A 23,798-nucleotide genomic window follows, 5' to 3' on the forward strand; every position below is an offset into this window, starting at 1 on the left:
CCCAGCTCCCTGAAGTGGGCGGTATGCTGCTGACCATGATTTGCGCCCGGCCTTCCTGAAAGACCACCCCCCGACCCCCTCCTTAGCAAGGAGGGGGAGTGCGCTGCTATGTTCAGCAATCTGCGAAGCCACCCCCTCCTGTTTTAGGAGGGGCCGGGGGGTGGTCTCACTCGCTCCGCAGCGAATTCACCGGGTTCATCAAAGCCGCCCGGATGCTCTGGAAGCTCACCGTCAGAAAGGCGATGCTTACGGCGGCCAGCCCCACCAGCCCGAAGATCCACCAGTCGATGTCGATGCGGTAGGTGAACGCCTTCAGCCACTGGTTCATGGCCCACCAGCCGATGGGCGTCGCCACCCCGATGGCCAGCCCCACCAGTTTCAGGAAATCCCCGGACAGCAGGGTCACGATGCCCGTCACCGACGCGCCCAGCACCTTGCGCACGCCGATTTCCTTCGTCCGGCGTTCGATCACGAAAGTCGCCAGCCCCCACAGGCCCAGACAGCAGATGACCAGCGCCAGCCCGGCGAACACCCGCAGCATCCCGAACTGCCGGTTTTCCTCCTCGTACTGCTCCTGAAGGCTTTGGTCCAGAAACCGGGCTTCGAACAGGGCTTCCGGATAAAAACGCTTCCAGGTCTTCTCCACAGCGGCCAGGGTAGAGGCATAGTCTTTTGTCCGCAGTTTCAGGCCAATCGTGTAGTAGAAGGCCGGAAAATTGATCATCACCATCGGCTCGATGGGTTCCCGCAGCGACCGGATATGGAAGTCTTTCACCACGCCCACGACTTCGGCTTCGATGTCGTTCAGCCCGACGGCGATCTTCCGCCCGACGGCCTGCCGGGGCCGGGCATAACCCAGCGCCTTCGCAGCGGTCTCATTGATTACAAACACATACCGCCGTTTCTCTTCGGGCAGGCTTCGCGAAATGGCCACCGTGTCGCGGTGTTCGAAAAACCGGCCGGCGACGAGCCGGAGGCCATAAGTTGACAGGTAGTCGGCATCGGTCACCTTGAGCGCAATTGAGATGCGCCGGTTGGGATTCGACTTATCGGGTACCATCTCCGTACCGAAGTTATTGGTCGAAGTGGGTGCCCCGAGGGCAAAGGAAAGTTCTTCGACGCCCGGAATCTGCCGGAGAGCGGCCGCCAGCGGAGCGGGCCGGCCGGGCTTGGGCAGTCCGACCACCACGCGGGCCTCCCGCCCGAAACCGAGGTCTTTCGACCGGAAATAATTCATCTGCCGGTAAACGACCAGTACCCCCACCGCCAGCACCAGCGAGATGGTGAACTGAAACACGACCAGCCCCTGACGAAGCCAGGCCCTGCCGCTGCCGACCGGCCCGGCGGCCGATTTCAGCACCCGGACGGGCCGGAAACGCGACAGAAAGAAAGCCGGGTACAAACCAGCCAGCAAGGCGGTGCCGACGGCCAGCACTGCCGTCAGGCCGACGGCTTCTCCCCAGGGGAAGACGATCTGTTTCTGCAGGAAGTCATTGACGGCCGGCAGGAGGGTGTTGGTCAGCAGCAGGGCAAGAACGGCCGAGAGGGCCGACACCCAGAACGCTTCGCTCAGGAATTGGCCCACCAGCTGGCCCCGGGTGGCGCCGACGGCTTTCCGGACGCCTACCTCCTTGGCGCGGGTCATGGCCCGGGCCGTCGACATGTTGATGAAATTCACGCAGGCAATCAGCAGCACGAACAAGCCCACGGCTCCGAATACGTAGAGGTAAGTGGGCGTCATGGCGGGGGTGAACTGCGTTCCGCCGAAAGCCGGGTTGAAATGAATATCGGTCAGCGACTGGAGCAACAGCTCGCTGGTTTCACCGGGCCGGTCGGCGAAATATTTCTTTCCGGCCTGCCGGAGCCGGGCGGCATACTGTTCGGGCGATCGGCCTTCCGGCAAGACCGCCAGGACGCTGCCCCCCGAACGCAGGTCCCAATGCGTAATATCGAAGGGAAAATAATTTTTCAGGGAAAGATAGGACACCAGCATCGTGGCCGTAAAGCCCGACTGCGTCGGAATATCGCGCATGAGACCGGCGACCCGAACATCCAGCCGGTTGGCCAGCCGGAGGGTTTTTCCGAGTGCCGGTTCTTTGCCGAAATACTTCCGGGCTGTACTTTCCGTCAGGATCACTTCGTTGGGCCGACCCAAAATGGCCCGGCCGTCGCCGGTGATCATCTGAAAATCAAGAATGTCCAGAAGCTGCGGCTCGGCAAACAGCACGTTGTCTTCCGGCAGAATCTTGTCCCGGCTGACCCTCACCTCCAGGTCACGGTCGGCATGAAGGGAGGCAACCTTCACCCAGTCCGGAAAGTCCCTGCGCAGGGCATCGCCCAGCGGGTAGGGTGTGATGCCCGACCGGTCGATCTCCTCGCCGGTGGTCCGGATCATGCTGACGCGAAAGATGCGGTCGGCCAGCCGGTGATGCCGGTCGTAATTCCACTCGTTCCGGATGAACAGCCCGATCAGCAGGCAGGTCGCCAGCCCCAGCGTCAGGCCGACGAGATGGATGCCGGTGGTGGTCGGGTGCTTCCGCAGATTCCGCCAGGCGATTTTCAGGTAGTTTTTCAGCATTATTCCTAATGGTTATCAGGCCGGGGGGTGGTCTCACTCCGACCGCAGGCTTTTGACTGGGTTCATCAGGGCGGCTTTGAGTGCCTGAAAGCTGACGGTGAGTAGGGCGACCCCCAGAGCGGTCAGCCCGGCGAGGGCAAAAACGCCCGGTTCGATCCGGATGCGGTAGGCAAACTCCTGAAGCCACTGTTCCATCACATACCAGGCGATCGGCGACGCGATCAGCACCGCCACCAGCACCAGCCCGACAAAGTCCTTCGACAGCAGGCCGACGATACTGCCGACGCTGGCCCCCAGCACCTTACGGATGCCGATCTCCTTTACCTTCCGCTGGACGACGAACATCGACAGGCCGAACAGCCCGAGGCAGGCGATCAGCAGCGAAAGGCCCGCGAAGCCGTAAAACACGCCCTCCATTTTGCGCTCGTCGCCATACTGCTGCGCAATTCGCTCGTCGATGAAGAAGTAGTTCAGCGGCACTTCCGGCACCAGCGTCCGCCATTTGTCCTCCAGAAAGGCAATGACCTCGTCGGTATGGGCGGCATCGATCTTCAGCGACAGGCTGCTTCCCTCCCGGGCGTACTGGATCAGCAGGGCCTCGACCGGCTTATGGAGGCTTTCAAAGTTAAAGTCTTTCACCACCCCGACGACATAGCGCGTGTTTTCCCCCTTGCCGAAGCGTTTGCCGATGGCGTTCTCCGGTTTCTGCCAGCCGAAGGTGCGGACGGCGGCCTCGTTGACCAGCACGGCCCGGGCCGTATCGGTCGGGAAGGCCGGGGAGAAAAACCGCCCCGCGACCAGCTTCATATCGTAAGTGGCGAAATAGCTCGTATCGACCGAAAACTGGTACAGGCTCGTCGAGATCTCCTCCCCTTTCAGGTTGGTGGTCGTGGTCCAGCCGTTGCCCAGGCCGCCCACGACGCTCTGGTTGTGTTTGCTGACGTGGCGAATGTGAGGATGGCCGAGCAGTTCTTTCCGCAGGACGGCATACCGCTGCACCACCGCCGGGTCGCCGTTGAAGGCCACCTGGAGAACGGCCTGCCCGTTGAAGCCCAGCGCCTGGTTTTTGATCAGCTTCATCTGGCGGCCGATGATCAGGATGGAAGCCACAAGGGCAATGGTGATCGTAAACTGAAAGACCACCAGCCCTTTCCGGATCAGGTTGCCCCGAATGCCCCGCGAAACATGCCCTTTCAGCGTGGTGACCGGCTGGAACGAAGACAGGATGGCGGCCGGATAGAGGCCGGCTACCGCCGAGATCAGGCCGATGAAAAGCAGTAGCACCAGCACGTTGGGGCCGTTCAGCGGAAAATCGTAGGGCTGGCCGAGCCATTGCGAAAACAGGGGCAGGAACCCTTTGACCAGCACCAGGCCGAGACTCACCGCCAGGGTGCAGACAATCAGTGTTTCCAAAAAAAACTGGCGGATCAGCTGACCCCGGACCGCCCCGACGACCTTCCGGACGGCCGTCTCTTTCGCCCGGCGGACGGCCCCGGCCGTGGTCAGGTTGATGTAGTTGATACAGGCCAGCAGCAGCACGACCAGGCCCACCGCCGTAAACACGTTGACCCGGGCCAGACTCCCGTTGTTCTGCGCATCATACCGTAAATGGGATTTCAGATGGATATCCCGAATCGGCTGAAGAAAATACTGGTAGGACATCCGGTTTTCCTTCCATTCCTTCCGGGAATTTCGGGCGGCAATCTCGTTGATCCGTTTCCCGACGCCCTCCGGGTCGGCCGGGTCGGCCAGCCGGACGTAGGTATTGGGCCATCCTCCGACCCAGAGGTTGTCGATATCGAGTTTATACTGTTCCTGCGCCTGCTTTCTGAGAAAGGATACGGGAATGACGAAATCGAACTGAATGTGGGAATGAATCGGCGGGTCGGCGGCCACCCCGGAAACCGTCAGAGGGAAGGTGCCGTCCAGCAGGAGTGTCCGGCCGACCGGGTTCTCGCGTCCGAAATACCGCAGGGCGGTTTTCTCGGTCAGCACAATCTGGTTCGGGGTCTCCAGTACCTGTTCGGGGCGGCCGAGCCGGAGCGGAAAGCCGAAGAACCGGAAGAAGCTCGAATCCGCAAACATTCCGCCCGATTCGAAGAACACTTCGTTGCCGGCCTTGAGCTTGAACTGGTCGCGGAAAATGCGGCAGGCGGCCTCGACGGCGGGCAGCTGCCGGGGCAGCTGAGCCCCGAAGGCCGGCCCGGAGGGAGCCTGTGAGAACGATTCGCTTTCGGATTTGAACGTATTACTCAGCCGGTAGATGCGGTGGCCGGCGGGGTGGAAATCATCAAACTGAAGTTCACGCCGAAGCCAGACACCGATCAGCAGGCAGGTCGCCACCCCCAGGGCGAGGCCGACGATGTTAAGGAGCGTCACCATCTGATGGTTCGTCAGATTACGCCAGGCCGTAACCAGAAAGTTTCTGAACATGGTTTCAGGAGGTTAGGGTTATTCACTGCGCAGACTCTTCACCGGGTTCATCAGAGCCGCCCGGATGCTCTGGAAGCTGACGGTCAGGAAGGCGATGGCCACGGCCAGCACCCCGGACACGACGAACACCCACCACGGAATATCGATGCGGTAGGCGAAGTCTTCGAGCCACTTGCTCATGGCCCACCACGCAATCGGCGACGCGATCAGGATGGCGATCAGTACCAGCTTCAGAAAGTCTTTGGAAAGCATCAGCACGATGTTGGTCACCGACGCGCCCAGCACCTTGCGCACGCCGATCTCCTTCGTCCGCTGCTGGGCCGCAAAAGCCGCCAGTCCGAACAGGCCGAGGCAGGAAATCAGGATGGAGATGGCCGTGAAGTAGCTGACGATGCGCGACGTCCGGGCCTCGGCCCGGTAATTCTTTTGGAAATCCTCGTCCAGAAACGTGTACTCGAACGGTTCGTCGGGACGCAGGGATTTCCATTTCTGTTCGAGGAAGCCCAGCACGTTCGACATATTCGCCGTGCTGACGTGAACGATGATGTAGCCGTAGCTCGGACGGTTATTGAGCATGAAACCGTACGGCTCGATGGTTTTATGCAGGTCTTCGAAGTGAAAGTCCCGCAGGACGCCGACGATCTCGTAGCGGTTCGTTTCGCCCTGCCAGTCGAACATAAGCTGCTGGCCGATGGCCTTGTTGAGCGGTATCTGGAACTTCCGCAGGGTGGCTTCATTGACGACCATCCGGTTGTTGGTATCGCCCGGAAACTGCCGCGAGAACATCCGGCCGGCCACCAGTTTGAAACCCATCGTCTGGAGGTAGTCGTAGTCGACCCAGTTGGTCTTGACGATCTGGCCTTCCTTGACCGACTGGTCGGGGCGGTAGAGACTGAAATCGCTCGGGTTGATGATGCCGGGGTAATACTGCGTGCCGGCCGCGGCCACCACCTGGTTGTTCTTCAGGATTTCGGTGCGGTAGGTATTGTAGATCTGCCGTGACTCGTCGCCCCGGAGCGGAACGGCAATCTGCTGATCCTGGGTGAAGCCCAGCGATTTGTTGCGCAGATACCGCATCTGTTCCTGAATGACGAAGGTCGCCAGTACCAGCCCGATCGACACGACGAACTGGAACACGACCAGCCCCCGGCGAAGGGCCACCGCCGAAAGGGTATTGGCGAATTTGCCCTTCAGCACCAGCGCCGGGTTGAACAGCGACAGATAGAAGGCCGGATAGCTGCCGGCCACCAGACCCGTCAGCAGAGCCAGCCCCATGAACGACAGCAGAATCTTCGGCTCGAACAGCTCCGCGGCCGACAGCGACTTGTCCGTCAGACCATTGAACACCGGAAGCAGCAGGCTCACCAGCGCCAGGGCGATCACCAGCGCCAGCAGGGACAGCACCATCGACTCGCCCAGAAACTGCCCGACCAGCGCTCCCCGCTCCGCGCCCATCACCTTTCGGATGCCGACTTCGGCCGCCCGTTTGGCCGAGCGGGCCGTGCTGAGGTTCATGAAGTTGATGCAGGCAATCAGCAGGGTGAAGAGGGCGATGGAAGCCAGAATGTACAGATAGGTGGTGCTGTTGGTCGGGGTAACGATATCGTTGATCCGGTCGTACAGGTGCGTTTCGGGAACCGGGATCAGAAACAGCTTTTTGTCGAAACCGGCCAGCTTCAGGTCGTTGCGGGCGTATTTTTCGATGAAGCCCGGCAACTTCCGCTCCAGTTGCTTCGGATCGGTTCCGGGCCGCAGCCGCAGGTAATGGTAGAACATGTTGTTGCTGGCGAAATCGACGCGCTGCCGGCGCATGAAATCGCCGACCCAGCCGGCCGACAGGGGCAGAAAAAACCGGGCGTCGATGTGCGAGCGGGCGCCTTCGTCCTTGTAAACACCGGCCACCCTGAAATCCTGGCCGTTGCCGGACGTGCCGCCGATGCGGATGACTTTGTTCAGGGCCGGCGCATCGCCGAACAGCTTCCGCGCCACTTCTTCCGACAGCACGACCGTGTTTGGCTCTCTCAGCGCCGTGCGGGCGCTGCCTTCGGTAAACCGGTAGGAGAACAGTTCGAAAAAGGTCGAATCGACCTGGTAGCCTTTGGTTTCGTAGAATGACTTGAGGGCTTTTCCCTGCTGGCGCACCTGAAGCAGCGCCTTGTCGTCGATCAGGTTGACCCAGAGCCGGCTGACCTGCGCGATCTCCGGGTATTCGGACTTCAGGGCGAAGGCGAACGGCGCCGAGGCATGGCCGCTCTCGTCGTTGCCGGCCCCGCTGCTTCCGCGCCCGATGGTGGTTTTCTGACCCATCAGGTATAGTTCGCCGGCGTGCTCGTGGTGTTTGTCGAACGACAGTTCACTGCGGATGTAGAGGAGCAGGAGCATGCAGCAGGTCATCCCGACGGACAGACCCAGAATGTTGATGGCCGAAAACGACTTGCTCCTCAGCAGGGTCCGGACGGCAATTTTCAGATAGTTCCTTAGCATACGTGTTCTTTTTTGACCACCGCCCACGGGTGGCCGGTATTTGGTTATCGGGTAATTGACGGGGACGGCGGGATTGCCGAATCCTTCCTTTTTCAGTAGGTTTACCGGCATCAACCGGATTGTTATGTACTTCCCACCCCTTTCGGCTCCCTCACTTCTTCACGAAGAGCAGGGTGTATGGGCCCCGGCCGCTCATCAGCGGGCCATCGCCAAACTGACGATGGGCCTCGGCGTTCTTTATTATCGGGAAAAAACCATTCGACTGGAACCCCTGCCGGAAACCATGCTCGACGAGGGGAAAGCCAGCCCGGTGCCCGACGTTTCCCTGTGCGACAACGAGACGGACCAGACCCCGGTCATTATCGAAGTAGGTCATTCCAAAGGACTGAAAGAAGACCTTCAGAAGGTTATTCAACTCATCGACAGCGACCTGTACGGCATCCGCGAAGGCTTTATCTATGACTACAAAACCGGCCACTGGCTCCGTTACCGCTTCGGCGACCAGGGCCTCAGCGAGCCCGGCTCCTTTTCGGAGGTGCTCGGCCTGGACCTGGGTCAGTTCGTTTAGGAGTTGGGGGGTTTAGGAGTTGGGGAGTTTAGGAGTTTGGGTGTTGAGGAGTTGGGGTGTCCACTTCCTATTTTCCAGCCTAAACACGCAAACTCCCAAACTCCTTAACCCCTAAACCCCTAAACCCTCAAACCCCATCTCACTCGCTCCTCAGCGACGTGACCGGGTTCATCAAAGCCGCTTTCAGGGTCTGGAACGAAACCGTCAGCAGGGCGACGAGCAGCACCAGCACGAACGGCAGGGCGAACAGCCACCACTGGAGATCGGCCCGGAACGCATACCCCTCCTGCCATCGGCTGACGGCGTACCACGCAATAGGCGTCGCCACCACGAAGGCGATCAGGACCAGCACCGCAAACTCCCGGTACAGCAGTTGCAGAATCTCGCCGACGCTGGCGCCCAGCACCTTGCGGATGCCGATTTCCTTCGTCCGCTGGGCCGTGGTGAACGAGGCCAGCCCGAACAGACCCAGACAGGCGACCAGAATGGCCAGCCCCGTGAAGAAGCCGAACACCTGCCCGAACCGCTGATCGGCGCGGTATTGCGCGTTGAAATGTTCGTCCAGGAAGAAATATTCGAAGGGGTTGCCGGGGAAAAACCGGTTCCATTCGCTGCGGATGTCGCCAATGGTGGCGTTCAGGTTTTTCGGCGTCATTTTTACCGAGAAATAACCGCGAACGTCCGGGATGAGCCGGAGGATCAGCGGTTCATAGGCGTCCCGCAGCGACTGCTGGTGGAAATTGTCCGTCACCCCGACGAGCGTGAACGTCTCCCCCCAGAACTCGATCTGCTTGCCGATGGCGTCTTCCGGTTTGTTGAAGCCCAGTTGCTGAACGGCTTTTTTATTGAAAATGAGCGCCTTGGGATCGGCACCGAACTCCTTCGAGAAGTTTCGGCCGGCCAGCAGCTTCAGGTTGAACGTCGGCAGATAATCGTAATCGACGGCGATGACCCGGTATTGGGTTCCTTTGCTTTCGTCGGTGCCTTTGAGCCGGATGCCGCCCGCGTTCCAGTCCGACGCTTCACCCGGCACCACCGAGGAGGCCGCGATGTTCCGGATGCCCGCCCGGCGGAGCAGTTCGCCCTTGAAGGCATTCATCTGTTGCAGGAACGTGGAATCCGTCACGACGATGGGGCGGCTGATCACCAGCGTCTGGTCGATGTCCAGCCCCAGGTTCTGCTCCCGCATGAACTGAATCTGCCGGAACACGGCCAGCGTCCCGACCAGCAGGAACAGCGAAGCCGCAAACTGGAACACCACCAGCGATTTCCGCAGCACGATGCCCTGCCGCGAGGTCACCATCCGGCCTTTCAGGACGGCCACCGGCTTGAAGCCCGACAGCACGAAAGCCGGGTAGATGCCCGAGAAGAACACGCCGATTACGAACAGGCCGGTGAGAGCCAGCCAGAACAGTTTGTTGCCGAGCAGGGAGAGCGTCAGCTGCTGACCCGAGATGCTGTTGAATACCGGAAGGGCGGCCGCCACCATCACCAGCGCCAGCACGACGGCGAAGGCGTTGAGCAGCAGCGATTCGAACAGGAATTGCCGGATGAGCTGGCTCCGCTGCGACCCGACGGCCTTGCGCACGCCCACCTCCTTCGCCCGGTTGATGGCCCGGGCCGTGGCCAGGTTGATGTAGTTGACCCAGGCGATGACGACGATGAAGAAGGCGATGCCGAGCAGGAGATAGACGGTGTTGCCGTCGCCGTTCGGTTCGGCTTCCTCCATGAAATGCGAATAGAGGTGAATGTCACGGAGCGGCTGGAGGGTGTAGACGGCGTCGGCGTTGTATTTCTTCAGTTCGGCCCCGATGGTCTTTTTGATGTAGGCCGGAAATTTGGCTTCCAGTGCCTGCGGGTCGATGCCCGGCCGCAGCAGCAGGTACGACAGGGCGCCGTCCCACATCCAGGCGTTGTCGGGGTTGTTTTCCGCCCCGACCTCCTTGATGAAGGTCAGGTGCGGGATAAGCAGGTCGGCTTTGAGGTGGCTGTTGGCCGGCATGTCCCGATAGACGCCGGTCACGCGGACGGCATTTTTCCGGTTGATCCGGATGGTTTTTCCCATCGGGTCCTGGCTGCCGAACAGCTTGCGGGCCAGCGATTCGGAAAGTGCGACGGTGTTGGGCTCGCTCAGAACGGTGTTGACGTCGCCCGAGAGCAGCGGGAAGGAGAAGATTTTAAAGAACGACTCACTGGCGATGAAGACCCGCTCTGCCTTCTGGCTTTTGTCGCCGAAGTCGACCACGGCCGCCCTCCGTTTCAGCACCTTCACGTAATCCTCCACCTCGGCGAAGGCTTTTTTGAAGGAGTTGCCGGCCGCCTGCGCCCCGCCCGCCCACTGGGTGCTGAGCTTGCCGTTGTCGTACCGGTCCTGCCGGACGCGGTAGATACGGTCGCGGTTCTGGTGGAAATTATCGTAACTCAGCTCGAAAGCCACATACTGAAGAATCAGCAGACATGCCGCCAGCCCGATCGCCAGCCCGACGATGTTGATGGCCGAAAATGCCTTGTGGCGGACCAGGTTCCGGAAAGCGATTTTGAGGTAGTTCCGTAGCATTTGTCGTTTGGGTTTAGAGGGTCGGAGGGTGTTAGGTAGTAGAGGCTGTTCCCGGCTGGACCACCCCCCGGCCCCCTCCTAAAACAGGAGGGGGAGTGCTCCGCCACTCTCCAGTTCCTGCAAAGCCACCCCCTCCTTCAAAAGGAGGGGGATGGGGGGTGGTCTTACTCCGACCGCAGGCTTTTCACCGGGTTCGTCAGGGCGGCTTTGATGCTCTGGAAACTGACCGTCACGAAGGCGATCAGGATGGACAGCAGGCCCGCCAGCACAAACACCCACCACTCGACGTCGATCTTGTAGGCATACTCTTCCAGCCACTGCCGCATCATCCACCAGGCGACGGGTGAGGCAATGACGATCCCGATCAGCACGAGCTTCAGAAAATCGCGAGACAGCAGCGAAACCACGCTGGACGTGCTGGCCCCCAGCACTTTCCGAACGCCGATCTCCTTCGTGCGCTGGGCAATGACCATCACGGCAATGGCAAACAGCCCCATGCAGGAGAGCAGGATGGCGACCACGGCCGCGCTGATGAACAGCTGCGACAGCCGTTCCTCGGTCTGGTACTGCCGGTCGGTGTTTTCGTCGAGGAAGCTGCCTTCGAACGACGAACGCGGGGCGACTTCCGTCCAGGCGGCTTTCAGCATACCCATCGTGGACGGCACGTTGTCGGGCGCAATTTTGATCAGGATGTAAAAGATCGGCCAGCCCTGGTGCATCACCAGCGTATTGGGCTGTATGGATTTCTTGAGCGACTCGTGGTGGTAGTTCTTCACGACGCCGATCACCTGCAGTTTCGGTCCGTTTTCATCGACGTTCAGCAGCGTTCCGACCGGGTTTCTCTCGCCCAGTTCCTTCGCCATCGCTTCGTTGATGATGACGCTCGTGACCGTATCGGTCGCATAGGTCCGGGAGAAATCCCGGCCGGCCAGCAGTTTCAGGTCGAGCGTTTTCAGGTAGTCGTAATCGACCGGCTGCCAGTGGGTTTTCACCTGCCGGTTCTTGTGGTCGAAGCCCATGATCGACGTAAACGACGATCCGTCCAGCCCCCGACCGAAGTTCTTGTAAGCCCCCGTGACGCTGAGGATGCGGGGTTCCTGGGCCAGCCGGTCGCGCAGGAGTTTCAGGGCCTGCCGGCCGTTGACCGCGCTGCCCACCGGGATGCTCACCACCTGGCTTTCGTTGTAGCCGAGCGGCATGCTCCGGAGAAAGTCGATCTGCTGCCAGGCGATCAGCGTACAGGCGATCAGAAAGGTGGCGATGGAAAACTGGACGATCAGCAAGGTGTTTCGCAATGACCCGGCACCCCGGAGCGAGAGCCGGCCCTTCAGCACCTGGATGGTATTGAAGCGGGCCATGAACCAGGCCGGATAGCCGCCCGCCAGCAGCGTAATGAGCAGAAAACCAACCAGAATGGTCGCCATCACGGCCGGCTCGAAGAGGTAGTCCGTGGAGGGGGCGCTGCGAAGCAGGTTTTTCACCTGGGCCAGCAGCGAAGCCGTCAGCACCCCGCCCAGCAGGAGGGCCATGAGGCAGATGATGAGGGCCTCTCCCCAGAACTGGAACACCAGCTGGGTCTTGAGTGCCCCCAGCACCTTCCGCATGCCGACTTCGCGCGAGCGGGTCAGCGAACGGGCCGTGGACAGGTTGATAAAGTTGATGCAGGCGATCAGCACGATGAAGCCAGCCACCACCAGCAGCAGGTACGGATAGGATTTTTTGACGGGTGTGCCGTTGCCCCCGCCGATCTCGGTATCGAAATGGAGGTCGCGGAGCGGAAGCAGGCGCAGGCTGGCCAGGTCGCCGTTCTCGTCGGGCCGGCCGCCGTCGCGCTTCAGGTTGCGGAGATTTCCGGCAAAATATTTTTTGTAGAACGACCGAAGTCGCTGCTCGAAGGCCGTCTCGTCGATCCGGTCGGCCAGCCGGACGAACACCGAGTGGTACTGATTGTCCCACTGGTCCTTATTATTCTGGTAATCCGGATGGGCCTCGAACCGGGCGATGAAGTCGTAGCGGATGCTCGAAGTTTCCGGAAAATCGGCCACGACGCCCGACACCACGAAGGGTTTCCAGGAGTCGTTCAGCCGAAAAAAGACCGTCTTTCCGATGGGGTCCTTATCACCGAAAACGGCTTTGGCGGCCTTCTCGCTCACGACCGCGCTGCTGAGGCTGTTCAGGGCGGCATCGGCGCTGCCCTTGACCAGCGGGAAGGAAAACATCTTCAGAAAGTCGGGATCGACGAACCGGATGCTTTTCTCCAGCACCTGATCGCCCACCCGAACGGCATCACCGCCGTCGACCACCCGGCTGATGTGGGTCAGCTCGGACCCGAACTCCTTCCGGAGCGCCGGGGTGAGCGGAGCGGCCATGGCAGCTCCGCGATTGGCCGGACCGGCCTGTTCGTAGACCAGAAACATCCGGTCGCCGTCGACGTGGAAATCGTCGAAGGAAAGCTCATGCCAGGCCGTCAGAAACAGCAGAAGGCAGCTCGCAAAAGCCACCGACATACCGAGAACATTGACCAGTGCGAACGTCTTGTGCTTCCAGAGGTTGCGGAGCGCAATCTTGAGATAGTTGACCAGCATGGCGAAGAAAGCAGCCTCAGGCTTTGATTAAGGTGGCACGGACGTACTCGATCAGCGTCCGCTTCGAGCATTGGCAGACCGTACGCTGCTGGCACTCGGTCGTTTTCGGAACGTACTGTTTCGCCTTGCGGTGCGCCGAGAAAACATTGTGCGGATGGCCCATGGCCTGGGCCGACAGACTTGCAACGACGAAGAGGAGAAACAGAAGAAGCTTTTTCATGAAAGGGGTCCAGTCCTGAACCGGGATTATGTCGATGGAATGATTTCTTGCTTAAAAACAGGGCCCGTCATTTTACAACCGTAATCACAGTTCAGGACGGGCACTCAGACGTGGAAGTTTTCGGTAACGATCTTCCCGTCGAACAGGTTGACGATGCGGTGTGCGAAACCGGCGTCGTAGGGCGAGTGCGTCACCATGATGATGGTGGTTCCCTCCGTGTTGAGCTGGTTGAGCAGTTTCATCACCTCTTCGCCGTTGGCCGAATCGAGGTTACCGGTCGGTTCATCGGCTAGGATCATTTTGGGCTTGGCCACGACGGCCCGGGCGATGGCGGTCCGCTGCTGCTGCCCCCCGGAGAGCTGCTGCGGGAAGTGGTTCCGGCGGTGCATGATGTTCATCCGTTCCAGGGCTTCCTCGACGCGCTTCTTGCGGTCCTCGGCCGGCGTTTTCAGGTAAAGCAGCGGCAATTCGACGTTTTCATAGACCGTCAGCTCGTCGATGAGGTTGAAGCTCTGGAAAACGAAACCGATAGACCCCTTCCGCAACTGTGCCCGCTGGCGCTCCGACATCCGGGCTACTTCCGTACCGTAGAAGTGGTATTCCCCTTCGGAGGGGTTGTCGAGCAGACCGAGGATGTTCAGCAGGGTGGACTTGCCGCAGCCGGACGGACCCATGATGGCCACGAATTCACCGTCTTTGACGTCCATGGAAATTCCGTGCAGGGCGGTGGTTTCGACTTCTTCGGTAGCGAAGATTTTCTGAAGGTTAACAGTTCTTATCATCGTTTATCGGTTTTTTCATGTTAGGATTCCATTCCCTCTCAGAACTCCAGCACCTCGTTATCGCCGAAGTTTTCGTAGGAACTCGTAATGACCTGTTCGCCGGGTTGCAGACCGCTCAGCACCTCGAAGTATTCGGGATTTTTCCGGCCCAGCGTGATCGACCGTTTGGAGGCCCGTTTGCCGGACGGATCCACCACGTAGACCCAGTTGCCGCCCGTATCCGAGAAGAACCCGCCCAGCGGCAGCAGCGTGGCTTTGGACGCCTTGCCCAGCTCGAGCTGAATCGGCGTCGACTGCCCGCGTTTGATGCCTTCAGGAGCGCCTTTCGGGAAGATCATGTCCACCTCGAAGCGGCCGTTCCGGACCTCCGGATACACCCGGGTAATCTGCAATTCGTGATTCTTGCCGTTGAACTCGAACGAGCCTTTCAGTCCGGCAAAGATGCGGCTGATGTAGTGTTCGTCGATGCCGACCCGCATTTTAAAGCCGTTCAGGTCATCGATCTGGCCGATGTTCTGACCCTGGTTGATGTTCGACCCGACTTCCACGTCCATCGACGAGAGCAGACCCGATACCGGGGCTTTCACGACGAGGTTGTTCAGCGTCTGTTGCCAGAGAGCCACGTTTTTCTGGGTCCGGGACAGCGTTTCTTCCAGCTGGCGGATCTGAAGCTTGGAGTTTTCCTCCTGGTATTTCTGCGATTCCACCTCAATTTTCCGTTGCTCGACCAGCCGGTCGTAGGCCCGTTTGGCGGTCAGGTAGTCCTGCTCGGGAATGGCTTTCTCCTTAAACAGCCGGGATTGCCGCTCGAAGGCGTCGCGGGCCTGGTCGAGCTGAAAATCCAGATCGGACAGGGTTTTCTGCTGCGTATACCGCTCGACCCGCAGCCGCTGGCGGGTGTTCTGCAAATCGTTGACGAGTCGGTTGGCTTCCGTTTCCGACTGAAGGAAGTTCAGCCGCAGGTTCTGGTTCTCCAGTCTCAGCAGCACGTCACCGGCTTTCACCATGGTGCCGCCCTCGACCAGTTTGTCGGTGACATACCCACCGGCGATGGCGTCCAGTCGAATCGTTTTCAGCGGCTGAACCACCCCGGTTACGGCAATGAAGTCATCGAACGATCCGGTGGAAACGGTGGAGACGGTAATCTTATCTTTTTCGACGTTGAGCTTGGAGCGGTGATCGGCCCAGATAAAGTTATAGGCCAGCAATCCAATTACCGCTATGCCACCGACCGCTATGGCGATCCGCTGGCTGGTCCAAAATCGTTTTGGTAATACGCGATCCATTACTTTTCAAAGATTGACCCGGGGGTCGGTTGATTATTCGATTGATGAGATTGGTAAGTGATACCCTTGCCAGCTTATAGCCAATTGACGTGCCAGTAATTTAAGACTACTGATAATCAGTGTTTTAATTCTCGTAAAAAGAATAATTTCTGTCCACCTTCGGACAAGTTTTGTCCGGTTTCGGACACGGCCGAAAATGTATTATATTGCAAACTATTGAAAATGAGAAACCCCGCTCCCGGGTACAACTTTTGCAGTCCTGTCGGCAACGTTCTCCCGATAGTTGCAGACCCTACACTATGTCAAAAATTTTAATTATCGATGATGATGTCGACGTCCTGAGCGCGGCAAAACTTCTGCTCAAGCGCCATTACCCTCAGGTCGACATCGAAAAAAATCCCGAGCGCATTCCGTTCCTGATTAATAACGGTCATTACGACCTTGTTCTGCTGGACATGAACTTCCAGCGCGACAACAGCAGCGGCCGCGAAGGCTTCCTCTGGCTCGACCGGATTCTGGACATCAACCCCACCACGGCCGTGGTGCTGATCACAGCCTATGGCGACGTCGAGATGGCCGTCCGGGCCATCAAGGCCGGCGCGAAAGACTTCGTACTGAAGCCCTGGGAGAACGAAAAGCTCCTGGCTACCCTGCAGAACGCCCTCGAACAGACCGGCCGCAGCGACGGCGACGCAGCCGTTGCGGGCAAGCCGAAAAGTGAAGCGAAAGCCACCGGCACGCTGGCAACCTCCTCCAGCCTCATCGCCGTCAGCCCGGCCATGCGGCAGGTGTTCGCCACGGTCGACCGCGTGGCCGAAACCGACGCCAACGTGCTGATTCTCGGAGAGAACGGCACCGGCAAGGACGTGGTGGCCCGGGCGCTGCACCAGCGTTCGCACCGGCGCGACAGGCCGTTTATCAGCGTGGACCTCGGTGCACTGAGCGACAGCCTGTTCGAGAGTGAGCTGTTCGGCCACGTCAAGGGCGCCTTCACCGACGCCCGCGAAGACCGCGCCGGCCGCTTCGAGGAAGCCCAGGGCGGCACGATCTTCCTCGACGAGATCGGCAACATCTCGCTGCCCCAGCAGGCCAAGCTCCTGACGGTGCTTCAGCAGCGGGTCGTGACGCGGGTCGGGTCCAACAAATCCAAGGCTATCGACGTCCGGCTGATCTGCGCCACCAACTCTCCCATCTATCAGCACGTGACCGACCGCTCGTTCCGGCAGGATCTGCTGTACCGGATCAATACCATCGAAATTCATATCCCGCCCCTGCGCGAACGGCCGGAGGACATCCTTCCCCTGGGCGAATTTTTCCTGAAGTCCTACCGGAAGCAATATAACCGGAAGGTGGCGAGCATCAGCCCGGCGCTGGCCCGCCAGCTGCAGCAATACCGCTGGCCGGGCAACGTCCGCGAACTGCAGCATGCCATCGAACGGGCCGTGATTCTGGCGCAGGGCAACGTGCTCGAACCGGAAGACTTTTACTTCGGCACGACGCCCCTGGCCTCCATCCCGACCGAGAAGGAACTGCCTTTCCAGGAAAACCTCCAGATCGAAGACATGGAGAAAAAGCTGATTCAGGGCGCCATGCAGAAATACCACGGCAACATTACGGAAGTGGCGCGGGAGTTGGGACTATCGCGGCAGGCGCTGTACCGGCGGCTGGAGAAGTACGGGATCTAAGCTATGAAACGATTCGCCACCGGGCTTGTCATCCGCATTGTCGTCATTCTGCTGACCTGTCTGCTCATCGCCTACGCCTGGTGGACCGTGCCGGCCAGCCGGTCGCTGCTCGTCGGCGTCGGAGTGATCGTGCTCACGGTACAGACCGTCAACCTGCATCACTATATCACCAGCCTGAACCGCAAGCTGACGCGGTTCATGGAATCGGTACGGTATTCGGATTTCGCCATTACGTTCAAATCCGACAACGAGCTGGGCCCCAGTTTTCAGGAACTCAACCAGCAGTTCAACGAGGTCCTGGAAGCCTTCCGCCAGGCCCGGGCCGAGAAAGAAGCCAATCTGCATTACCTCAATACCATCGTTCAGCAGGTGAGCGTCGGGCTGATCTCGTTCGACATGGTCGGCAACGTGGAAATGGTCAACCAGGCGGTGCTGCGGCTCCTCGGGATTTACCGCCTTCGGAAACTGACCGACCTGCAGGCGGTCCATCCGGGCCTGTTCGATATCCTGACGGCAACGCCTTCCAGTACGCCGGCCATCTACCAGACGGCTTTCGAGCAGGAGCTGTCGGTTCGCTGCGCCACGGTCAGCCTGCGGGGCCGGCCGGTGACGGTCGCTTCGATCCAGAACATCCGTTCGGAACTACAGCAGAAGGAGCTGGAAGCCTGGCAGAACCTGACGAAGGTACTCCGTCATGAGATCATGAACTCCGTCACGCCGATCGTGTCGCTGGTCGGGACGATGCAGCAGATCGTGAACACGGAACTTCTGGGTGCTCCTGAGGAGTCGGTCGCCGACCTGCGGGAAGCCCTGACGACCATCGAACACCGTGGCCGGGGCATCATGCGGTTCGTCGACGCCTACCGGAGCTTCACGGCCATTCCGCAGCCGCGGCTGTCGGAGGTTTCGGTCGAAAACCTGCTGCGGAACGTCATCGCCCTGGTTCAGACCGACCTCCAGCAGCGGCACATCATCCTGCAGGCTCCGCCGGTGCCGTCGTACCTGATGATCTTCGCCGACGCCGGCCAGATCGAGATGGTACTGATCAACCTGATCAAGAACGCCATGGAAAGCCTCGAAGGCCACCGCAAGCCCAAAATCCGGCTGGAGGCCAAACAGGAGGACAACCGGGTGGTGCTTTGCGTCGCCGACAACGGCCCCGGCATCGAACCCGAAGCGCTGGAGAAAATATTCATCCCGTTCTACACCACCAAAAAGACCGGTTCGGGCATCGGCCTCAGCCTGTCGCGCCAGATCATGCAGCTCCACAACGGCCAGCTGAAAGCCACCTCCACGCCCGGCCGGGGCAGCACGTTCCTGATGATTTTTTAAGAGATTCTGTTTATTCCTGATACAGAATAATATCGGGCAGAAAGTTAAAATCCCGGGTGTTGTAGGTAAAAAGTGGAATCTGGTACACGGACGCCGATGCTCCGATGATGGCATCCGGAATTTGAAGATGATGGCTTAATCGGAATTTTTCGATGAATTCGACGGCTTTTGCAGAAATGGCTTCGTCCATGTGAAGGACGTCATAAAAACGCAGTTTCCGCTGCATTTGGGCCAGTTCCGTTTTATTGCCCATTCCCTGGTATAATTCCATGACCGTAACCGAGGAAATGATAATGTTATTGAATCCGATTTGTTCCAAAGCGTCAATCGTACTCTGGACCACTGAAGGCACTGATAAAAATATTTGTGTCACAGAGAATCATTCTGCCAGAGGCTTGCGGGACCAACCGGCCTGCCGAAGTTGTTCAAGCGTGACGTTTTTTCCTTTCCAAACGCCAAATAAGGCTTTCGGATCAATCTTCTTATTGCCTTTACTGATCGTTGGAACCATTTTTTCTACCCTTTCCACTTCGACAAAATCGAATTTTTTCAAAAGCTCCAGAAAATAATGGAGTTTCAGCATCCGAAACCTTTATTCTAATTTCCATATCGCCGGGGTTTCCTCAAAATTACAATTTTTGAAATCAATTTGTTTCACTCTCACGGTTTCACCCGCTCCCACCACTTGCGCATCTGCCCCAGCCAGTCCGGGGAGTCGAGCAGTTGCGGGTTCCGGAGCGCTTCGACGACCTGTGCGGCCGTGAGCCGGCGCTGGGGTGAAACCGTCAGGAGCCGGTCGATCAGCCGTTCGGCAGTCCGTGACAGCTTGGCATTCAGTTTTCTGGGCGGGATGTAATCGGCTTTACGGATCAGGCGGCCGATTTCCGATTCGGTATTGCCTCCGAACGGCGCGTAACCGGTCAGCATTTCATAGAGCAGAACGCCCAGCGCCCAGCAGTCGGAGGCCGCACTGCTCTCGCCCGAAAACTGTTCGGGAGCCATGGACGAAGCCGTTCCGACGAGGTACCCCTGGTGCGTAAGCTTGGGCGAACCGGCCAGCCGGGCCAGGCCGAAATCCAGCAGTTTAACGGTCCCCGACCGGGTGATCTTGATGTTCCCGGTTTTCAGATCCCGGTGTACGATCTCCTTCCCATGAAGATATTGCAGCGCCGAGGCCACCTGTTCGAGCAGCCGAAAAGCCGTCTCTTCGGACATCGGGCCGGCTTTCCGGATCTGCTGCTCGATGGTCGGTCCGTCGATGTATTCCATCACCAGACAGGATTGACCACCCTCAATAAAGAATTCATAGACCAGGGCGATGTTCGGGTGCCGCAGGGTAGCCTGCACGGCGGCTTCGTTCCGGAAACGCTCCGCCTGTTCGACCCGGCGCAGCAGCTTGATCGCCACCGTCCGCTGCGTATCGGCATGCCAGGCCTGATAGACCTCGCCCATCCCGCCGGAGCCGAGCCACTGGGTCAATGTATATCCGCGGAGCTGAGGCATAAGAGTTGTTGAGTTGTTGAATGATTGAATGATTGGATGGGCGCTGCCATTTTCAGCACTGCGAAGCCCATTCAATCGCTACGGCGAACCGTCATTCAATCATTCATTTATTCTACAATTTTTCCAGCACCGTCGCGGCCAGCCGGCTGATGTTCAGGGTTCTGGCGTTGGAGTCGATGATTTCTCGGTAGAGGCCGCCTTCGCGGTAGAGTGATTCATGGGTGCCCTGCCCGACCACCTCCCCTTCCTGAAGGACGTAGATCCGGTCGGCGTCCATGATCTGGCTGATGTTGTGGGAGATGATCAGCACCGTCCGGCCCTGCTTGACGGCGTCGAGGCTGCCCTTGATCTGCTCGGTGGTGATGGCGTCGAGGCTGGCCGTCGGCTCATCCAGGAACAATACCGGCGGGTTTTTCAGGAACAGCCGGGCGATGGCGATGCGCTGCTGCTGACCGCCTGAGAGTGAGCGCGCGTCGGTCTGGTACCCCTGCGGAAGCTGCATCACCTGCTCGTGCAGGCTGGCCTGGCGGGCGGCTTCCTCCACTTCCGCGGGCGTCGCGTCGTGCCGGCCGTACCGGATATTTTCCTCGATGGTGCCGGCGAAGATGTGGTTTTTCTGAAGCACCAGCCCGACCTTCCCGCGCACGAATTCACTGTCGTAGTCGGCCAGCGGCTTTCCCTCAAGCAGCACACTGCCCCGCGTCGGGTCGTAGAAGCCGGCCAGCAGGTTCAGCGCCGAACTTTTCCCCGCCCCCGACAGCCCGACCAGGGCCGTCACCTTGCCCGGCTCCAGGTCGATCGTCACGTTTTTCAGCGCCTGTTTGCCGTTGGGATAAACGAAATCTACGTTGCGGAACGCGAAATGGCCCTTCCATTCGGCGGTTTTCAGCGCCCCCCGCCGAAGCAGATAGTCGTCGTTCTCGATCATGTCGAAAAACCCTTCGGCATAGACCAGTGCTTCCGTGTATTCGTCGTAAATGCGATGCAGGTGCCGGACCGGAGCCGAGACGTTGTTGAACAGCATGATGTGCAGCAGAATGGCGCCGACGGACATCTGGCGGTTCAGCACGAAATAGATCGTCACCACGAACACCAGCACGATGCCCACCTGTTCGGCAATGCTTTTCAGGCCGTCGAACCAGTAGTTGGTGCGGTGGTGGCGGATCTCGTTGTGGCAGAGCCGCAGGTTGAGGTCATGCTGACGCCCGCGTTCATAGTCTTCCCGGACGAACGATTTTACCACAAAGATAGACTCCAGCAGTCCGAACAGGGCGTTGGCCTTGTTCTCCCGCACTTCCTGGATGTTCCGGCGGATCTGCTTCTGGCGGTTGGTCTGCTCGCGGCTGATCCAGGCGTACAGCGGCAGTACCAGCGTAGCCACGAGCCCGACGCCCAGGTTTTTGTTGTAGATCAGCACCAGCGCGAAAGCCGCGTTGGCCAGCATCGGCACGATGTCGACGAACAGATTCTTGACGGTTTTGGTCAGGCTTTCGATGCCTTTATCGATGCGTTTCTCCAGCTTTCCGGTCTGGTTGCCGCTCAGGGCAAAAAAAGAAAGGTGGTAGGAAACGACGCGGCTGATGGTATAGTCATAGAGGTCGGCAGCCATCCGGAACCGCAGCCGGTCGCTGAGAAACTTCTGTCCGAGCTGCACCAGCAGACTGATCAGTTCTTTCGTGAGCAGGATGCCGACCAGGCTGCCCACCACCCAGGTTACCTCCTGTTGATCAATGGGCTGCTTCAGCAGATTCTGCACGGTGTTGACGGTGTATTCCATCACCAGCGGTGTCACCTGCGCCAGCAGCGCCCCGAGGGTGGTCAGGAAAAGGGCCAGCGCGAGGCTGGCCCGGTAGTTACGAACAAAAGGCCAGAGTTTCCGGATCAGGACCAGAGTCGACATGGTCGGAACGCTTAAAGTTGACGGACAAATTCCTGCGTATTGAGCCGTCCGTCCGTCTGGTAATCATAGAACAGTTCGGTCATCGAGGCCACGATGTGCGGGTCTTCGGTCAGGAAGGCCGTCAGCTTGGTGGCCCGGCCGCTGGCGTTGGAGCCGCTGCCGAGAATGCAGACGCAGAGGCCGCGGTAGATGCCCGGTTTGTTCTCGCGGGGAGCGCTGATGTATAGCTGCACCGGCAGGGTCTTGTTGGCTTTCGTGACCCGGATGCCGAGTTCCTGCATTTCCCGGATGGCCCTGGCGTGTTCGCCATACAACTGGTTGACCAGCAAGGCCTTCGGCTCCATCGTTTCATGGCCGGAAGTCGGTACAAGGAAGCGGTTATGATGGGGAACGCTGTCGAGCGCGTTCAGGACCGCGTTGCTGCCGGGGCGATAGGTTTCCACCGAAATGTGTTCGTTAACCACCTTGCCGAGGTATTTCAGAAAAGCGTGGTTGGCGCCTTCGTTTTCGTCGTTGAGCGTGACGAACTCCACGTGCGCATCGCTGCCCATATTCTGGAGATAGATGGCGGCCCCTTTCAGTTTATTTTCCACGTCGGTGCAGTCGCGGATCAGCGCTTCGGCTTTCCGGGCGTAATCGAACTGGGTGGCGTTGCGGAGTTCGTGCGGTTTCAGCTGGGCGTGCTTGGCGACATAGTCCATCCGGAATGGCGCGATGGCTTCTACCCGGGCGGTGTTCGACAGCACGAGCAGGTCGTTCCCCTGCGACTGGGCCGATTCGATCACCCGACCGATGCCCGCCAGCACCTCGTCGGGGCCTTCCATGAGCAGGACTTTCTCGTTCACCTTGCCGCTCACGTCGATCATCAGCGTATTGAGCGACTGCGTAGCCTGGACGAGCAGGTGCGTCTGCGTCTTGAGGTGCTCCATCTCCTGCTGGTTGGCCCTCTCCTTCTGGCGGTTAGCTTTCTCGGTCGTTACGGTCACATACAGGCCGATGAAGATGCCGACGATCCCGCCCAGCAGACCGGCGATGTCCAGCTCACGGATGTAGCGGTCGATGCCGGGGCTGAAATAGGCTTTTCCGTCGGTCCACCGGCCGGTGGCGGGGTCGATCTCGAAGCCGGACAGGTAGTGGGTCGAATCGTTGAACACGTAATACCATTTGAAGCCCAGCGAGATGAGCAGGGCCACGAACGGGATCATGAAAAAGGCGGTGAACAGAATCGGGTGCTTACGGATGATGTCGTAAAGCACCCCAAAAAATCCCTCGTTTTGGGCATCGGCATCCGGGTTAGGGAGGACGGCAGGGGCAGAAGTTGGTAGAGCGGCTTGCATGTTGGGACATGGTGATTAGACCATAACAAAGGTCACGTATACCGCCCCCCGGTTCAATCCGCAAAGACCTACATTTTGAGTACAGGAAAACCTATATACCACCCCCCGACCCCCTCCTAAATCAGGAGGGGGTGCGCGCTGCCACCCTTTGTCATCCTGATGCAGGAGGGATCTTGTGGCCTAATAACCGGTCACCATGAGTGCCGAAGCATAAGATTCCTCGTTCCTCGGGATGACAAAAAGGAGAATCCACCCCCTCCTTATCAAGGAGGGGGCCGGGGGTGGTTCCCTTTTGATAAAGTTTGCCGTATTGAAGTGACTTATCGTTTGGTTGTACGTCAAATTGGTTACAGCTGGAATTTCTCGACAGGGATTTGCTGCCGATCGACCAACCATTCCGATAAGATTCATCATGAAAAACCGGTTCAAACGTCTGGCTCTGCCGCTTTTGGTTATCGCCCTCGCCATCTCCTGCCGACATGATAACCAAACGAAAACCGATGTCCTCCCCCAATCGGACACTACGATCACCATCGCCGAAGCCCGGC

The 23,798-nt window shown here is 59.1% G+C and carries 17 protein-coding genes; 3 read left to right on the forward strand and 14 right to left on the reverse strand.

Translation table 11 applies throughout. The features are described 5' to 3' along the window. Positions 1-166 precede the first annotated feature (166 nt). Genes DX909_RS15035 through DX909_RS15045 form a run of 3 tightly spaced genes read right to left on the reverse strand, consistent with a single transcriptional unit; the run spans position 167 to position 7,495 of the window. A complete protein-coding gene (locus DX909_RS15035) occupies positions 167-2,578 on the reverse strand; it encodes an ABC transporter permease (RefSeq protein WP_128546004.1) in 2,412 nt (803 codons plus the stop codon). Between the two features lie 33 nt (positions 2,579-2,611). Then, on the reverse strand, positions 2,612-5,011 hold the full coding sequence (locus tag DX909_RS15040) for an ABC transporter permease (RefSeq protein ID WP_128546005.1): 2,400 nt from the start codon (positions 5,009-5,011) through the stop codon (positions 2,612-2,614). Positions 5,012-5,029: 18 nt separating this feature from the next. Beyond that, positions 5,030-7,495, reverse strand: a complete 2,466-nt coding sequence (locus DX909_RS15045; protein WP_128546006.1) for an ABC transporter permease — start codon at positions 7,493-7,495, stop codon at positions 5,030-5,032. A gap of 124 nt (positions 7,496-7,619) precedes the next feature. Between DX909_RS15045 and DX909_RS15050 the strand changes: the two genes are divergently transcribed. Continuing rightward, positions 7,620-8,063 (forward strand): PDDEXK family nuclease, encoded by a 444-nt coding sequence (locus tag DX909_RS15050; protein ID WP_128546007.1) that lies wholly within the window; start codon positions 7,620-7,622, stop codon positions 8,061-8,063. A gap of 139 nt (positions 8,064-8,202) precedes the next feature. On the opposite strand, the gene DX909_RS15055 is transcribed toward DX909_RS15050, so the two are convergent. The 5 genes from DX909_RS15055 to DX909_RS15075 form a co-directional block, all read right to left on the reverse strand. Continuing rightward, the gene (locus DX909_RS15055) at positions 8,203-10,620 is read right to left on the reverse strand and encodes an ABC transporter permease (RefSeq protein WP_128546008.1); all 2,418 of its coding nucleotides are present in this window, start codon (positions 10,618-10,620) and stop codon (positions 8,203-8,205) included. Between the two features lie 164 nt (positions 10,621-10,784). Further along, entirely contained in the window at positions 10,785-13,205 is a 2,421-nt protein-coding gene (locus DX909_RS15060) for an ABC transporter permease (RefSeq protein ID WP_128546009.1), read from the reverse strand. A gap of 16 nt (positions 13,206-13,221) precedes the next feature. Further along, positions 13,222-13,425 carry a hypothetical protein gene (locus DX909_RS15065; protein ID WP_128546010.1) on the reverse strand — a complete coding sequence of 68 codons (204 nt, stop codon included), beginning with the start codon at positions 13,423-13,425 and terminating at the stop codon, positions 13,222-13,224. A 104-nt stretch (positions 13,426-13,529) separates the two neighbouring features. Then, entirely contained in the window at positions 13,530-14,207 is a 678-nt protein-coding gene (locus DX909_RS15070; protein ID WP_128546011.1) for an ABC transporter ATP-binding protein, read from the reverse strand. Between the two features lie 38 nt (positions 14,208-14,245). Further along, on the reverse strand, positions 14,246-15,493 hold the full coding sequence (locus tag DX909_RS15075) for an efflux RND transporter periplasmic adaptor subunit (protein ID WP_128546012.1): 1,248 nt from the start codon (positions 15,491-15,493) through the stop codon (positions 14,246-14,248). Between the two features lie 299 nt (positions 15,494-15,792). Between DX909_RS15075 and DX909_RS15080 the strand changes: the two genes are divergently transcribed. Together DX909_RS15080 and DX909_RS15085 are read left to right on the forward strand one after the other, a co-directional pair. Next, entirely contained in the window at positions 15,793-17,178 is a 1,386-nt protein-coding gene (locus DX909_RS15080) for a sigma-54-dependent transcriptional regulator (RefSeq protein ID WP_128546013.1), read from the forward strand. A 3-nt stretch (positions 17,179-17,181) separates the two neighbouring features. After that, the gene (locus DX909_RS15085; protein WP_128546014.1) at positions 17,182-18,510 is read left to right on the forward strand and encodes a sensor histidine kinase; all 1,329 of its coding nucleotides are present in this window, start codon (positions 17,182-17,184) and stop codon (positions 18,508-18,510) included. Between the two features lie 10 nt (positions 18,511-18,520). Here the strand turns inward: DX909_RS15085 and DX909_RS15090 are convergent, their stop codons facing one another. The 6 genes from DX909_RS15090 to DX909_RS29555 form a co-directional block, all read right to left on the reverse strand. After that, positions 18,521-18,883, reverse strand: a complete 363-nt coding sequence (locus tag DX909_RS15090; RefSeq protein ID WP_128546015.1) for a type II toxin-antitoxin system VapC family toxin — start codon at positions 18,881-18,883, stop codon at positions 18,521-18,523. 6 nt (positions 18,884-18,889) lie between these two features. Further along, positions 18,890-19,093, reverse strand: a complete 204-nt coding sequence (locus DX909_RS15095; RefSeq protein WP_128546016.1) for a hypothetical protein — start codon at positions 19,091-19,093, stop codon at positions 18,890-18,892. A gap of 77 nt (positions 19,094-19,170) precedes the next feature. Continuing rightward, positions 19,171-20,013: a serine/threonine-protein kinase gene (locus DX909_RS15100; RefSeq protein WP_128546017.1), complete on the reverse strand. Its 843-nt coding sequence runs from the start codon at positions 20,011-20,013 to the stop codon at positions 19,171-19,173. Between the two features lie 112 nt (positions 20,014-20,125). Next, a complete protein-coding gene (locus tag DX909_RS15105; protein WP_128546018.1) occupies positions 20,126-21,913 on the reverse strand; it encodes an ABC transporter ATP-binding protein in 1,788 nt (595 codons plus the stop codon). Positions 21,914-21,924: 11 nt separating this feature from the next. Continuing rightward, entirely contained in the window at positions 21,925-23,250 is a 1,326-nt protein-coding gene (locus DX909_RS15110) for a hypothetical protein (RefSeq protein ID WP_128546019.1), read from the reverse strand. 151 nt (positions 23,251-23,401) lie between these two features. Then, the coding region (locus tag DX909_RS29555; protein ID WP_164851292.1) for a hypothetical protein at positions 23,402-23,798 on the reverse strand (397 nt) is incomplete at its 5' end.

It is taken from the genome of Larkinella soli, from assembly GCF_003703975.1.
Classification (GTDB): Bacteria; Bacteroidota; Bacteroidia; order Cytophagales; family Spirosomataceae; genus Larkinella; species Larkinella soli.

What these genes read in the sequence shown, in the direction of transcription:
- DX909_RS15035 (WP_128546004.1), bottom strand. Translation starts at nt 2,578, where the DNA reads ATGCTGAAAAACTACCTGAAAATCGCCTGGCGGAATCTGCGGAAGCAC.
- DX909_RS15040 (WP_128546005.1), bottom strand. Translation starts at nt 5,011, where the DNA reads ATGTTCAGAAACTTTCTGGTTACGGCCTGGCGTAATCTGACGAACCAT.
- DX909_RS15045 (WP_128546006.1), bottom strand. Translation starts at nt 7,495, where the DNA reads ATGCTAAGGAACTATCTGAAAATTGCCGTCCGGACCCTGCTGAGGAGC.
- DX909_RS15050 (WP_128546007.1), top strand. Translation starts at nt 7,620, where the DNA reads ATGTACTTCCCACCCCTTTCGGCTCCCTCACTTCTTCACGAAGAGCAG.
- DX909_RS15055 (WP_128546008.1), bottom strand. Translation starts at nt 10,620, where the DNA reads ATGCTACGGAACTACCTCAAAATCGCTTTCCGGAACCTGGTCCGCCAC.
- DX909_RS15060 (WP_128546009.1), bottom strand. Translation starts at nt 13,205, where the DNA reads ATGCTGGTCAACTATCTCAAGATTGCGCTCCGCAACCTCTGGAAGCAC.
- DX909_RS15065 (WP_128546010.1), bottom strand. Translation starts at nt 13,425, where the DNA reads ATGAAAAAGCTTCTTCTGTTTCTCCTCTTCGTCGTTGCAAGTCTGTCG.
- DX909_RS15070 (WP_128546011.1), bottom strand. Translation starts at nt 14,207, where the DNA reads ATGATAAGAACTGTTAACCTTCAGAAAATCTTCGCTACCGAAGAAGTC.
- DX909_RS15075 (WP_128546012.1), bottom strand. Translation starts at nt 15,493, where the DNA reads ATGGATCGCGTATTACCAAAACGATTTTGGACCAGCCAGCGGATCGCC.
- DX909_RS15080 (WP_128546013.1), top strand. Translation starts at nt 15,793, where the DNA reads ATGTCAAAAATTTTAATTATCGATGATGATGTCGACGTCCTGAGCGCG.
- DX909_RS15085 (WP_128546014.1), top strand. Translation starts at nt 17,182, where the DNA reads ATGAAACGATTCGCCACCGGGCTTGTCATCCGCATTGTCGTCATTCTG.
- DX909_RS15095 (WP_128546016.1), bottom strand. Translation starts at nt 19,093, where the DNA reads ATGCTGAAACTCCATTATTTTCTGGAGCTTTTGAAAAAATTCGATTTT.
- DX909_RS15100 (WP_128546017.1), bottom strand. Translation starts at nt 20,013, where the DNA reads ATGCCTCAGCTCCGCGGATATACATTGACCCAGTGGCTCGGCTCCGGC.
- DX909_RS15105 (WP_128546018.1), bottom strand. Translation starts at nt 21,913, where the DNA reads ATGTCGACTCTGGTCCTGATCCGGAAACTCTGGCCTTTTGTTCGTAAC.
- DX909_RS15110 (WP_128546019.1), bottom strand. Translation starts at nt 23,250, where the DNA reads ATGCAAGCCGCTCTACCAACTTCTGCCCCTGCCGTCCTCCCTAACCCG.